Annotated in this window: 14 protein-coding genes; all 14 read left to right on the forward strand. The window is 76.6% G+C overall.

Annotated elements, in window-relative coordinates; genetic code table 11:
* The first annotated feature begins 425 nt into the window (after positions 1–425).
* The 14 genes from ANAEK_RS12505 to ANAEK_RS12570 all read left to right on the forward strand — a co-directional run bounded on the left by ANAEK_RS12505 (position 426) and on the right by ANAEK_RS12570 (position 12,494).
* Positions 426–830 (forward strand): chemotaxis protein CheX, encoded by a 405-nt coding sequence (locus ANAEK_RS12505; RefSeq protein WP_232288202.1) that lies wholly within the window; start codon positions 426–428, stop codon positions 828–830.
* A 66-nt stretch (positions 831–896) separates the two neighbouring features.
* Positions 897–2,054 carry a response regulator gene (locus tag ANAEK_RS12510; RefSeq protein ID WP_012526500.1) on the forward strand — a complete coding sequence of 386 codons (1,158 nt, stop codon included), beginning with the start codon at positions 897–899 and terminating at the stop codon, positions 2,052–2,054.
* Positions 2,055–2,064: 10 nt separating this feature from the next.
* The gene (locus ANAEK_RS12515) at positions 2,065–2,931 is read left to right on the forward strand and encodes an HDOD domain-containing protein (protein WP_012526501.1); all 867 of its coding nucleotides are present in this window, start codon (positions 2,065–2,067) and stop codon (positions 2,929–2,931) included.
* A 115-nt stretch (positions 2,932–3,046) separates the two neighbouring features.
* Positions 3,047–3,550 (forward strand): flagellar basal body-associated protein FliL, encoded by a 504-nt coding sequence (gene fliL / locus ANAEK_RS12520; RefSeq protein WP_012526502.1) that lies wholly within the window; start codon positions 3,047–3,049, stop codon positions 3,548–3,550.
* An 8-nt stretch (positions 3,551–3,558) separates the two neighbouring features.
* Positions 3,559–4,563, forward strand: a complete 1,005-nt coding sequence (locus ANAEK_RS12525) for a flagellar motor switch protein FliM (RefSeq protein WP_232288203.1) — start codon at positions 3,559–3,561, stop codon at positions 4,561–4,563.
* Between the two features lie 7 nt (positions 4,564–4,570).
* Complete coding sequence (gene fliN / locus ANAEK_RS12530) at positions 4,571–4,864, forward strand: flagellar motor switch protein FliN (RefSeq protein ID WP_012526504.1); 294 nt, start codon at positions 4,571–4,573, stop codon at positions 4,862–4,864.
* Between the two features lie 10 nt (positions 4,865–4,874).
* Positions 4,875–5,558 (forward strand): flagellar biosynthetic protein FliO, encoded by a 684-nt coding sequence (locus ANAEK_RS12535; protein ID WP_012526505.1) that lies wholly within the window; start codon positions 4,875–4,877, stop codon positions 5,556–5,558.
* A complete protein-coding gene (gene fliP / locus ANAEK_RS12540; RefSeq protein WP_012526506.1) occupies positions 5,555–6,265 on the forward strand; it encodes a flagellar type III secretion system pore protein FliP in 711 nt (236 codons plus the stop codon). The genes ANAEK_RS12535 and fliP overlap by 4 nt, the downstream gene beginning before the upstream one ends.
* Positions 6,262–6,525 (forward strand): flagellar biosynthetic protein FliQ, encoded by a 264-nt coding sequence (locus tag ANAEK_RS12545; protein ID WP_232288204.1) that lies wholly within the window; start codon positions 6,262–6,264, stop codon positions 6,523–6,525. The genes fliP and ANAEK_RS12545 overlap by 4 nt, the downstream gene beginning before the upstream one ends.
* Positions 6,526–7,278 (forward strand): flagellar biosynthetic protein FliR, encoded by a 753-nt coding sequence (locus ANAEK_RS12550; protein ID WP_012526508.1) that lies wholly within the window; start codon positions 6,526–6,528, stop codon positions 7,276–7,278.
* Between the two features lie 4 nt (positions 7,279–7,282).
* A complete protein-coding gene (locus ANAEK_RS12555; RefSeq protein ID WP_012526509.1) occupies positions 7,283–8,350 on the forward strand; it encodes an EscU/YscU/HrcU family type III secretion system export apparatus switch protein in 1,068 nt (355 codons plus the stop codon).
* Positions 8,347–10,425: a flagellar biosynthesis protein FlhA gene (flhA, locus tag ANAEK_RS12560; protein WP_012526510.1), complete on the forward strand. Its 2,079-nt coding sequence runs from the start codon at positions 8,347–8,349 to the stop codon at positions 10,423–10,425. The genes ANAEK_RS12555 and flhA overlap by 4 nt, the downstream gene beginning before the upstream one ends.
* A 33-nt stretch (positions 10,426–10,458) precedes the next feature.
* Positions 10,459–11,607 carry a flagellar biosynthesis protein FlhF gene (gene flhF / locus ANAEK_RS12565; protein WP_012526511.1) on the forward strand — a complete coding sequence of 383 codons (1,149 nt, stop codon included), beginning with the start codon at positions 10,459–10,461 and terminating at the stop codon, positions 11,605–11,607.
* Complete coding sequence (locus tag ANAEK_RS12570; RefSeq protein ID WP_012526512.1) at positions 11,604–12,494, forward strand: MinD/ParA family protein; 891 nt, start codon at positions 11,604–11,606, stop codon at positions 12,492–12,494. Before flhF ends, ANAEK_RS12570 begins: the two co-directional genes overlap by 4 nt.
* Positions 12,495–12,500 lie beyond the last annotated feature (6 nt).

The following is a 12,500-nucleotide window of genomic DNA, read 5'->3' on the forward strand; positions in this document are numbered from 1 at the left end:
GCCCGGATCCCGGGACGTCGCGCCCGGGCGGCCGCGGCGCGTCGGGCGTGCGCAGTCCGGGGTCTCCCGCCACGGGTCGCCGCCGCGGCGTCCCCGGGGCCGGGGCGGACCCGAGTCCGCCGCGACACGCCGCCGGCGCGCGTCATGCGGCTGGCGTCAGGATCGGCCGCCCGCCGCGTCGATCCGCGAAGCCGCTGGGGCGCAGCGCGAACCTGCGCGCGGCGCGGCGCCGAGCCCCCGGCGCGCTGCGCGCCAGGCGAGCCCCGCGTGCCGGCGGCGGCCGCTGCGTCGAGGCAAGGCGCTTGCAGAGTGCCGCCGCGGGGTCCGCGCCCGAGCGCGGCGCCGGGACGCTCCCGGCACAGCCCCGGTGCCCGCTCATGACGACCTTGCCGCCCCCAGAACAGATGGCCTCCGTGGTGTCGGGGGTGACCCAGACGATGCTGGGACTCACCTTCGTCCCCGACGCCGCCCGGACGCCGTGGCGCGATCTGGTGTGGCGCGGCGCCGTGCTCGCCATCGATGGCGCTCGCCCGCTCACGGTGGGCCTGTCCTCGGATCGCGAGGGCTGCACGGCGCTGACCGCGGCGCTGTTCCAGATCGGCCCCGACGAGGTCTCGGACGAGATGCTGTCCGACTCGCTCTGCGAGCTGGTGAACATGACCGCCGGGCTGCTCAAGGCGCACCTGCGCCTGGAGCAGGCGCTGGGGCTGCCGAGAGTGGTCCCCACCGGACAGCCGCCGGTGCCCCCGCCGCCGGACAGCGCGAACAGCGTGGTCCTCCGCGCGGAGCACCTCGGCCTGGTGCTGTGGGTGTTCGAGGGGCTGGCCTGACCCATTGACGATTTCGCGCCGGCGCGCGGCCCGTGACGGGCCGGGCGCCGGGGCCGGAGGCAAGAGATGCCCGCCATCCTGACCGTGGACGACAGCCGCGCGGTGCGCACCATCGTCGGCAAGCAGGTGAAGGAGCTGGGGTTCGACGTGCTGGAGGCCGAGGACGGCATCCAGGGGCTGGAGCAGCTCGCGCAGACCCAGGTGGACCTGGTGCTGCTCGACGTGACGATGCCGAACATGGACGGCCCCGCCATGCTGCAGAGCATGCGCGACGGCGGCAACCAGACGCCGGTCATCATGCTCACCTCGGAGTCGAAGCGGAGCATCGTGGCCGGCGCCATGAAGCTCGGCATCTCCGACTACATCCTGAAGCCCTTCAAGCCCGAGGAGCTGCGCTCCAAGGTGCTCTCGGTCCTCCAGGGCGAGGGCGGCGTGGGCGGCCTCGGCGCGGAGCCGGCGGTGGAGGTCGCGCCGGCCGAGGCGGCCGCGGCGGCCCCGGCGCCGGCCGGCGGCCGGTTCGTGGACGTGCTGGTGGTGGACGACATGGAGAACGTCCAGAAGAAGCTGCGCTCGATGGTGCCGCAGCACGTCAGCCTGAACGGCTACACCAGCGCCGCCTCGGCGCTCGCCGCCTGCCGCGAGCGCGTCTACCGCGTGGTGCTGGTGGACACCGAGATCCCCGACGTGAACAGCGCCGTGCTGGCGCAGCAGATCCGGGTGCTGCAGCCGCACGCCGCCCTGGTGGCGCTGGCCCTGCGCACCGCCAACGACGTCACCAAGGAGGTCAAGGAGCAGGGCTTCGACGACGTGCTGTTCAAGCCCTTCCGCCCCGAGACCATCGACGACTTCCTGCTCCAGTACTTCGACAACCAGGACTTCCTGCAGGTCGAGGACAACGTCCTGCGGCTGGCGCCGTTCGCGGGCCGGGCCGACAAGGTGGACCGCTTCTACAACCGGGTCCACGCCGTGTTCGCCGACGCGCTCGAGAAGGTCGCCGCCGCCTGCTACGACGAGGTGGTGCTCGACGTGGGGACGCCGCCGCTCGAGGGCGACCGGCTGCCGAAGCTGGTGAACGCGGTGGCGGAGAAGGCGCGGGACTTCGGCATGTCGCTCGCGCTGGTCGGCGCGCCCGACGTCCGCAAGGCGCTGGGCGGCTACACCGAGACCAAGGACCTCCGGCTGTTCGCGACGGTGCAGGAGGCGCGCGCGGGCGGCGCCGCCTAGCGCGACGCGCATGAGCGTCGACAAGCTCTCGGCCGAGCTGGAGGCGATCCTCGTCAAGCGGATCGAGACCGACCAGCTCTTCCTCCCGACGCTGCCGGCGGTGGCGGCGCGGGTGCTGGACGTGCTGCGCGATCCCGACGCGGGCATGAAGGAGGCGGCGCAGATCCTGGAGAAGGACCCGGTGCTGGCGGCCCGCGCCCTGCGCATGGCCACCAGCGCCGCCTTCGCCGGCGGCACCCGCAAGATCACGCTGCAGGAGGCCCTGGCGCGGCTCGGCACCCGCGCGCTGAAGGGGCTGCTGGTCGAGGCGTCGGCGCAGAAGCTGTTCGTCTCGCGCGACGCGCAGATCAACGCGGCGCTGAAGGCGCTGTGGGAGCACTCGGTGGCGGTGGGCATCCTCGCCCGCGACGTGCTGGCGCTCACCGGCACGGGCGACTCGGAGTCCGCCTACCTGGCCGGCCTGCTCCACGACGTCGGCAAGCCGGTGGTGGCGAGCGTCCTGCTCGAGGTGGAGCGGCAGCTCACCGAGGTGTACCAGCGCGGCTGGATCGACTCCGGCGAGTGGCTGGCGGTGGTGGGCCGGGTGCACCGTCGGGTGGGCGTGGCGCTGGCCGAGAAGTGGCAGCTCCCCGCGCCCCTGGTGGCCTGCATCCGCGAGGCGACGGAGTTCGAGAAGGGCGACCGCGCCTCGCTCGCGAACGCGGTGTGCTTCGCGAACGCGCTCGCCAAGAAGTCCGGCATCTTCGCGGGCGTCTTCGACGCCGAGGACGTGGACGCGCTCGTGATGATCGGGCGCTCCGTCATCGGCATCTCCGACGACGTGCTGCGCACGCTGACGCGCGGCCTGCGCGAGCGCGTGCGCGGCATCTACGACTGAGGCCCGGCACGTCACCGCGGTGACGGCGCCAGGCGCCTGACGTCTCCCAACCCCACGGGATCGCGCCGTTCCGGTGTGGCGCGCGGCTTGCTCCCGGGGTCTCGCGGGAGACGACATGGCAGACGCGATCGACAGCCCCACCCCGCCCCCCGCCCCTGCGCCCGGCGGCTCGAAGCTCGTGCCGGCGCTGCTCGCGCTCAACCTCCTCGTGGTGGCCGCGCTGCTGGCGGTGTTCCTGCTGCGCGGCGGCGCGACCGGGGCCCCCGTCGCCGCCGCGGCCGGCGCGGCGCACGGCAAGGAGGGCGCGGCCGCGCCCCCCGGGCCCACCATCAAGCTCGCCGACTTCATCGTCCACCTGCGCGACACCGACGCCGACCGCTACGCGCGCGTCACGTTCGACGTCGAGGTCGCGACCGAGGAGGACCGGACGCGCCTCACCCCGCTCGTCCCGCGGGTCCGCGACGCGTTCATCGCCTACCTCTCCGACCGGACGGTGGAGGAGCTGCGCGGCAGCGACGCCATCGCGCGCACCAAGGCGGCGCTCTCCGAGCGGCTGGGCGCGCTGGCCGCCGGCGTCGAGATCCGCGCGCTCTACATCACCGACCTCGTCATCCAGTGAGCCCGCCCGTGCCCGCCGTCCTCACCTCCGACGAGATCAAGGCGCTCATGGGCGCCATCCAGGACGGCCGCCTCGCCACCGAGGGCGCGCCGTCCAGCCGGGCGCAGGTCGCGCCCTACGACCTCACCAGCCAGGACCGGATCATCCGCGGCCAGATGCCCACGCTCGACGCCATCAACGAGCAGGTGGCGTCGATGCTGGGGATCGGGCTGGCCGGCCGGACCCGGCAGGCGCTGCGGATCACCTCCGCGCCCGCCACGCTGCTGAAGTTCGCCGACCTCGCGCCGCTGCTCGCGCCGCCCGCCTCGGTGTGCATCCTGGGCCTGGGCGCGTCGTACGGGTTCGCGCTGGCGGTGCTGGAGGCGGGCCTGGCCGAGGCGCTGCTCGCCGCGGCGCTCGGCGACCGGCGCGTCCGGCAGCCGGAGGAAGGGGGCGACACGCGCCGCGAGCTCACCTCGGTGGAGCAGCTCGTGCTGCGCCGCCTCCTGCGCCTCCTCGCCGAGGCGATGACGCAGGCCTGGGCGCCGGTGCTGCCGTTCGAGCCGGAGGTGCTCCGCCTCGAGCCCGACCCGCGCATGGCGAGCATCGCCTCGCCCACCGACGTCGGCATCGTCTCCGGCTTCGAGCTGAAGGGCGGCATCGAGGGGCGCCTGCACCTCGTCATCCCCTACGCCGCGGTGGAGTCCGCCAAGCAGAAGCTCTCCTCGCCCCGCCGCCTGTCGCAGCGCGCCGACGAGCGGTTCGCCGACGCGCTGGCGCGCGAGGTGGAGCAGGTGCCGGTGGAGATCCGCGGCCTCTACGGCCGCGCGCGCATCCCGTTCGCACGCCTGCTGGAGCTCGCCGAGGGCGAGGTCCTGCTGCTCGACACCGACGAGGGCAGGCCGGTGCCGGTCGTCGTGCAGGGGCGGGAGAAGCTCCTCGGGACGCCCACCGTGTCCGGCGGGAGCCTGGCGCTGGTGGTGGACCAGCCGCTCCGCCCGCCCGCCCTGACCCCGGCCACCCTGCTGCGCTGAGGATCCCATGGAAGCCCAGACCCCGCGGAACGGCGACTCGACCCGGCGCCTCGACATGCTGCTCGACGTGCCGCTCGAAGTGAACGTCGAGCTCGGCCGCACCCGCATGACCATCCAGGACCTGCTCCAGCTCGCGCCGGGCTCGGTGATCGAGCTGGACAAGGTCGCCGGCGAGCCGCTCGACATCCTGGTGAACGGCCGGCTGGTGGCGCGCGGCGAGGCGGTGGTCGTGAACGACAAGTTCGGCGTGCGCATCACGGACATCGTCTCTCCCCAGGAGCGCATCCAGCGCCTCCGCTAGGAGCCGAGCCATGCCCACCCCGCTCCTCGCCGCGCTCCTGCTCTCCGCCGCGCCCCTGCCCGCCGCGCTTCCCGCCGCGGCGCCGGACCCCGCCGCGCCCCCCGGCCCGGAGCTCGCCGCCGCCGCCGCGCCCGGCCCGTCCGACGCGCCCGCGCCGCTGCCGGCCGCCGGGCCGGTGGCACCCGCCGCCCCCCGCGCCGCCCCCGCGCCCGGCGCGCCGCCCGCGCGCGCGCTCGACCTCGGCGGCGCCCCCACGCTCGGGCGCTCGCTCGCGGCGCCGGGGCTCGTCCTCGCGGCGCTGGCCGCGGCGGCGCTGCTGCTCGCCCGCCGGCGCCGCGCCACGGGGCGCCACGTCGAGGTGCTCGAGACCACCAGCCTCGGCCCGCGACGCGCGCTGGTGCTCGCCCGCGTCGGGGACGAGGTGCTGCTGCTCGGCTCGAGCGAGGCCGGCCTCGCGCTCCTGCGCGCCCTCCCCGCGGCCGCGACCGCCGCGGCCGCCGCGCCCCCACCCCCGCCCTCCGCCGTGCCCCCGCCGCTCCCCGCCCGGACCGACCTGCTCGCCCGGCTCCGCGGCCTGGGACGCTCGGGCGACCCGGCGCCGGCGCCCGGCTTCGAGGCGCTGCTGGCGGAGAGGGCCGAGGACCAGGAGCTGCGCCGCAAGCTGGCCCGCGGACAGGCCGGGAGCGTCCGGTGAGCGCGCTCGCCCTGCCGCTCGCGGCGCTGTCGGTGGCGAGCCCCGCCGCCGAGGGCGCGCTGCAGATCTCGGTGAACGGCGGCGGCTCCGCGCCGGTGAAGCTGTTCCTGGTGCTGACGGCGCTGAGCTTCGCGACCGCGCTGCTCGTCTCGGTCACGTCGTTCACGCGGATCGTGATCGTGCTCTCGTTCCTGCGCCAGGCGCTCGGGACGCCGCAGGTCCCGCCGAACCAGGTGCTGATCGGGCTGGCGCTGGTGCTCTCGTTCTTCGTCATGTCGCCCACCGCCACCCGCGTGTACGCCGACGCGCTGGGACCGTACCTCGACGACCGCATCGGCCAGGCGGAGGCGCTCGAGCGCGCCAGCGGGCCGGTGCGCGAGTTCATGCTGCGCCAGACGCGCGACCAGGACCTGGCGCTCTTCTACGAGATCTCCGCCACGCCCCGGCCCGCCAGCGGCGACGCGATCCCGATGTCCATCGCCGTCCCCGCGTTCATGATCTCCGAGCTGACCACCGCCTTCCGCATGGGCCTGTTCCTGTACGTGCCGCTGCTGCTGGTGGACCTGCTCGTCTCGGCGATCCTCATGTCGATGGGCATGATGATGGTGCCGCCCACGCTCATCGCGCTGCCGGTGAAGATCGGCCTGTTCGTGATGGCCGACGGGTGGCGGCTGGTGGTCGGCGCGCTGGCGCGGAGCTTCGCGTGACCCCCGGGATGCCCGGCGCGCTGCTGCGCGAGGCGCTCCTGCTGCTCGCCGCGGTGGGCGGGCCGGTGCTGGGCGCGCTCCTCCTGGTCGGCCTGGTGGTCGGCGTGCTGCAGGCGGCCACGCAGGTGAACGACGCCGCGGTGGGCTTCCTCCCGCGGGCGGCCGCCGCCGGCGTGGTGATCTGGCTGCTGGGCGGCTGGATGATGGACCGGCTCTCCGGGTTCCTGGCGCAGTGCATCCTCAGGATGGCGGGGCGCTGAGTGGACCTGCCGCTCGCCGCCGCCTGGGGCTTCGGCCTGCTGCTGCTCCGCACGGCCGGGCTGTGCGCGGTCGCGCCGGTGCTGGGCGCGCGGGTGGTGCCGGCCCGCGTCCGGCTCGGGCTCGCCCTCGCGCTCACCTGGGCGGTGCACGCCGGCGCCGGCTCCCCCGCGGTGCCGCCGCCTCCCGGCCTGGCCTCCCTGGCCGGCGCCGCGCTCGCGGAGACCGCCACCGGCCTCCTGGCCGGCCTCGCGGCGCGCTGGACGCTCGACGCCGCGCTCGCCGCCGGCCACCTCGCCGGCCTCTCCGCGGGCCTGGGCTACTCCGCGCTCGTCGATCCCATCACCGGCGCCGAGTCGAGCGCGGTGTCGCAGACCGTGTTCGTGGTGGCGCAGGCGGTGGCGGTGGCGCTCGGGGTGCACCGCGAGGCGGTGGCGTGGCTCGTCCGCGCCGCCCTGGTGTGGCCACCGGGCGCGGCGCCGGACCTGGCGGAGCTCGCCTCGCGCGCGGCCGGGCAGGCGGCCCTGTCGGTGGCGCTGGCGGTCCGGCTCGCGTTCCCGGTCATGGCGGCGGCGCTGCTCGGCCACCTCCTGCTGGCGGCGATGGGCCGGATGGCGCCGCAGCTCTCGCTCTCCAACGTGGGGTTCTCGGCCTCCACGCTCGCCGCCGGCCTGGCGCTGTACCTGACCGCGCCCGCCGCCGCCGAGCTGGCGGCGCGCGCCGCGGTGGCGGCGCTGGCCGGGCCGGGAGGGTGACGCGGTGGCCGACGCCGAGGACCAGGAGAACCGCACCGAGCCGGCCAGCGCGCAGCGCCTGGCCCGCGCCCGCGACGAGGGCCAGGTGCCGCTCGGCCACGACGCCGCGCTGGCGGCCGGGCTGGCCGGCGCGGCGCTGGCGCTCGGGGCGCAGGCGCACGCGCTGGGCGGCGGGCTCTCCGAGCTGATGCGCCACGCCGCCGCCTCGGTGGACCGCACGCCGTTCTCGAGCCTCCCCGCGCTGGCGCTCCGCCCGGCGACCGCGGCGCTGGCCGTGTGCGCGGCCGCGGCGCTGGCGGGCGCGGCCGCCACCCTGGCGCAGACGCGCGGCGGGTTCTGGCCGCGCCTGGCGGCCCCGGATCCCTCGCGCCTGCTGCAGGCCGGCCGCCTGCTGCGCCCGCTCTCCCGCGACTTCCTCCTCGACCTGGCCCTGGCGCTCGCGAAGGTCGCGGCGCTCGGCGCGGCCGCCTGGACCACGGCGCGCGACGGGCTGGCCCGGCTCCCGGCGCTGCTCGGCGCCGCGCCGGGCGAGCAGCTCGCCGTCGTCTTCGCGCTGGTGGCGCGCGTGGCGCTCCCGGTGCTCCTCGCCGCCGCCGCGCTCGCCGCCGCCGAGCTGGGGCTGGCCCGCTGGCGCTTCGCGCGCAAGCACCGGATGACCAAGGACGAGGCGAAGCGCGAGGTGAAGGAGGACGAGGGCGATCCGCTCGTCCGCGGGCAGCGGCGGCGCCGCCACCGCGAGCTGCTGCGCAACCAGGCGCGCCTGGAGGTGCCGCGCGCGGACGCGCTGGTGGTGAACCCGACCCACGTGGCGGTCGCGCTCCGCTACCGGCGCGACGAGGGGCGCGCGCCGCGCGTCACCGCCAAGGGCAAGGGCGAGCTGGCCCGCCAGATGCGGGCGCTGGCGCGCGAGCACGGGGTCCCGGTGGTGCAGGACGTGCCGCTGGCCCGGCTGCTGTACCGCAAGGTGAAGGTGGGCCGGGAGATCCCCGCCCAGACCTACAAGGCCGTGGCCGCCGTGCTCGCGTTCGTGTACCGCGCGGCCGGCCGCCGCGACGGAGGGGCGCGCGCGTGAGCTCGACCTCGATCCCCGGCCCGCCCGCGGGCGGCCGGGCGGAGCTGGCGGTGGCGATCGGGGTGCTCGGCATCCTCGCCATCCTGATCGTCCCGCTCCCGCCGGCGGCGCTCGACGTGTTCCTCGCGCTGTCGATCGGGCTCTCGGTGCTGATGCTGCTCGTCGCGCTGGGCCTCACCCGCGCGGTCGAGTTCTCGGTGTTCCCGTCGCTCCTGCTGCTCGTCACGCTGTTCCGGCTGGCGCTCAACGTCGCGACCACCCGGCTCATCCTCACCGACGGCGGCAAGGGCGCCGGCGCCGCCGGCCACCTCATCGAGACGTTCGGCCGCTTCGCGGTGGGGGGCAGCCTGGTGGTCGGCCTGGTGGTGTTCCTCATCCTGCTCATCGTGAACTTCACGGTGATCACCAAGGGCTCCAACCGCGTGTCCGAGGTGGCGGCGCGCTTCACCCTGGACGCCCTCCCCGGCAAGCAGATGGCCATCGACGCCGACCTCGCCGCCGGCCTGGTGGACGATCGCGAGGCGCGCGGGCGCCGGCAGGCGCTGGAGCGCGAGACCGAGTTCTTCGGCGCCATGGACGGCGCCTCCAAGTTCGTGCGCGGCGACGCGGTGGCCGGCCTCGCCATCACCGGGGTGAACATCGTGGGCGGGCTGCTCGCCGGCCTGCTGCGCGACCACCTGTCCCTGTCCACCGCGGCCGAGACCTACACGCTGCTCACGGTCGGCGACGGGCTGGTGTCGCAGATGCCGGCCCTGCTCGTCTCCACCGCGGCCGGCCTGGTGGTGACCCGCGCCGCCGGCAGCGACCTCGGCACGCAGGTCGCGAGCCAGATGCTGGGCCGGCCGGTCGTGCTCCGCACCACCGCCGGCGTGCTGGTGGCGCTGGGCCTGCTCCCCGGCATGCCGCTCGTCGCGTTCGGCGGGGTGGCAGGGGCGCTGCTGCTCGCCGCGCGCCGGGCCGCGGGCAGGCAGGAGGCGGCCGCGCGCGCGCCGCGCCCCGCCGCCGAGGAGAAGGGCCCGGAGCGGATCCAGGACCTGCTCGCGCTCGACGCGCTCGAGCTGGGCGTGGGCTACGGCCTGGTGCCGCTCATCGATCTCGACAAGGGCGGCGAGCTGCCCGGGCGCGTCACCGCGCTGCGCCGCCAGCTCGCCACCGACCTCGGCATCGTGCTCCCCCCGGTGCACCTGCGCGACGACCTCCGCCTCGACCCCGGCCAGTACCGCGTCCTGCTCCGGGGCGTGGAGCTCGGCCGCGGCCTCGCCCACCCCGAGCGGCTCATGGCGCTCGACCCGAACGGCGGCGACCCGGCGGTGGAGGGCGTGCCGGGCGTGGACCCGGCGTTCGGCCTGCGCGCGGTGTGGATCACCCCGGCCGATCGCCCGCGCGCCGAGGCGCTCGGGCTCACGCTGGTGGACGCCGCCTCGGTGATCACCACGCACCTCTCCGAGCTGCTGCGCCGCAACGCGCACGAGATCGTGGGCCGCCAGGAGGTCCAGGAGCTGCTCGGCGTCCTGGGCCGCGACGCGCCCAAGCTCGTGGAGGACGTGGTCCCGGGCGCGATCTCGCTGGGCGAGCTGGTCCGGGTGGTCCGCGGGCTGCTGCGCGAGGGCGTGTCGGTGCGCGACCTGCGCACGGTGCTGGAGGCCGTCGCCGACGCGGCGCCGCGCTCGAAGGAGCCGGCCTGGCTGGTCGAGGCGGCGCGCCGCCGGCTCTCGCGCCAGCTCACCGCCCGCGCCGCCGGCGCGGACGGCGTGGTGCGCGCGCTCACGCTCGACCGCAGCACCGAGGAGACGCTCCGGGCCACGCTGGGCGCGTCCGACGGCGAGGCGGCGCTCGCGCCGGACGTCGAGACCGCGCGGCGCCTGGTCGCGTCGCTCGAGTCCGGCGCCACGCGCCTGACCGGCGCAGGGCAGCCCGTCGTGCTCCTGGCGCCACCGGACCTCCGCCGGCCGCTGTTCGACTTCGCCAGCCGCTTCGTGCCCGACGTCCAGGTGCTGGCCGCGCGCGAGCTGGCGCCGGGCACCACCGTGGAGCCGGCCGGCACGGTGCAGGCGCAGCCGCAGCTCGCGGCCTGACGGTTGCAGAACCCCGGGCCAGGAGCCACGCCGATGACGCCCACCGTCCGAACCTTCCGCGCCCCCGACCCCACCTCCGCGCTCGCCGCGGTGAAGGCAGCGCTCGGCCCGGAGGCGGTCATCCTCGCCACCCGCACCGTGGACGGCGGCCTGTTCCGGCGCGCCGAGGTGGAGATCACCGCCGCCCTGGAGCCCGCCGGCGCCCCCGCGGCGCGCGCCCGCCGCCCCGCCGCGGCACCGCCGCGCCCGCCGCCGCTGCCCGCCGCGCCCGCCGCGCCTGCGGCGCCCGCGCGGCCACCCGACGACCCGCTGCAGGACGAGCTGCGCCGGCTGCGCCGGTCGGTGGAGGAGACCCGCCGCGCACTCGCCGCCGTGACGCTGGAGGCGCGCGCCGGGCGCGAGCTGCAGCTCCCGCCGGCCGGCGCCGACGCCTACGCGCGGCTGGTGGGCCGCGGGATGGAGCCGGCCCTGGCGGAGGGGCTGGTCCGCTCGGCGCTGGAGCTGGGCGGCGCCGACCCGGGCCGCGCCTGGCGCGCGGTGAAGGACCTGCTGGGCGAGCGGCTGGTGCCGTGCCGTGCCCCGTGGCTCCACGACGGCCGGCGCGTGATCGCCGCGGTGGGCCCCACCGGCGTGGGCAAGACCACCACCCTCGCCAAGGTGGCGGCGCGCGCGCTGCTGGAGACGCGCAAGCGCGTCGCCTTCGTGACGGTGGACACCTACCGGCTCGGCGGCGCCGAGCAGCTCGCGCGCTACGCCGGGATCATGGAGGTCCCGGTGCTGGTGGCGCGCGACCGCGGCGAGCTCGGGCGCGCGCTGGAGCGGCTCTCCGACGTGGACCTCGTGCTGCTGGACACCGCCGGCCACGCGTCGGTGGAGGACGTCGAGCGCCAGGCGGCGCTGGTCCGCTCCGTCCCGCGCGTCCAGCTGCACCTGACCGTCTCCGCGGCGGCCGGCGCGCTGGAGCTCGCTGCGGTGGCCGATCGCTACCGCGCGCTCGCGCCGGATCGCCTGGTGCTGACCAAGCTCGACGAGGCGGCCGGGCCGGGGAGCGTGCTCTCCGCCGCGGTCCGGGTGTGCCGCCCCATCGCCTGCGTGACCAACGGCCAGCGCGTGCCCGAGGACGTGCACGCGCTCGGCGCCGGGGAGCTGGTGGACCTCGTCGCCGGAGAGGATGCCCCGTGAACGATCCCCGTGAGCGCGCCGTCGCCGACCAGGCCCAGGGCCTGCGCGACCGCGTCCCCCCGCGCGACCCCGCCCCGCCGCTGCGCGTGATCGCCGTGACGAGCGGCAAGGGCGGCGTGGGCAAGACCCACATCTCCGCCAACCTGGCGGTGCTCGCCGCGCGCGCCGGGCGCCGCGTGCTGCTGGTGGACGCGGACCTGGGCCTCGCCAACGCCGACATCGTGCTGGGGATCTGCCCGACCCACCACCTCGGCCACCTGCTCGACGGCGCGGCCACCGCCGAGGACGTGCTCACCCAGGGCCCGCGCGGCGTGCGCGTCCTGGGCGCGTCGAGCGGCATCCAGTCGCTCACGCGGCTCTCCGACGCGCAGAAGCTCGCCCTCGTCTCCGCCTTCGAGGCGCTCGACCGGCGCTTCGACCTCGTGCTCGTGGACTGCGGCGCGGGCATCGGGGACAACGTGCTGTTCTTCGCCGGCGCGGCGCAGGAGGCCTTGCTGGTGGTCTCGCCCGAGCCCACCTCGCTCTCGGACGCCTACGCCACCGTGAAGGTCCTGTCGCAGCAGGCCGGCGTGACGCGGTTCGGGGTGGTCGCGAACCAGGCCGCCGACTTCCAGGGGCGGGACGTGTTCCGCCGGCTGACCCAGGTCACCGGCAAGTTCCTCGACGCGCGCCTCGCCTACCTCGGCTCCATCCCGCGCGACGAGGACCTGCCGCGCGCCGGCCGCGTGCAGCAGCCGCTCGTCGAGCTCTACCCGCGCTCCCCCGCCAGCCGCGCGCTCGAGGGGCTCTGCGACGCGATCCTCTCCGCGCCGCCCCCGGCCACGCTGCCCGGCGGCGTGAAGCTGTTCTGGCAGCAGCTCCTCCGCGAGCGGCAGCCCGCCGCCTAGGTCCGC

The organism is Anaeromyxobacter sp. K (assembly GCF_000020805.1).
In the GTDB taxonomy this organism is placed as follows: Bacteria; Myxococcota; Myxococcia; order Myxococcales; family Anaeromyxobacteraceae; genus Anaeromyxobacter; species Anaeromyxobacter dehalogenans.

Bases quoted from the DNA above. Each gene is read 5' to 3' on its own strand.
- flhF (WP_012526511.1), top strand. From the start codon at position 10,459: ATGACGCCCACCGTCCGAACCTTCCGCGCCCCCGACCCCACCTCCGCG.
- fliN (WP_012526504.1), top strand. From the start codon at position 4,571: ATGGAAGCCCAGACCCCGCGGAACGGCGACTCGACCCGGCGCCTCGAC.
- ANAEK_RS12535 (WP_012526505.1), top strand. From the start codon at position 4,875: ATGCCCACCCCGCTCCTCGCCGCGCTCCTGCTCTCCGCCGCGCCCCTG.
- fliL (WP_012526502.1), top strand. From the start codon at position 3,047: ATGGCAGACGCGATCGACAGCCCCACCCCGCCCCCCGCCCCTGCGCCC.
- ANAEK_RS12510 (WP_012526500.1), top strand. From the start codon at position 897: ATGCCCGCCATCCTGACCGTGGACGACAGCCGCGCGGTGCGCACCATC.
- ANAEK_RS12515 (WP_012526501.1), top strand. From the start codon at position 2,065: ATGAGCGTCGACAAGCTCTCGGCCGAGCTGGAGGCGATCCTCGTCAAG.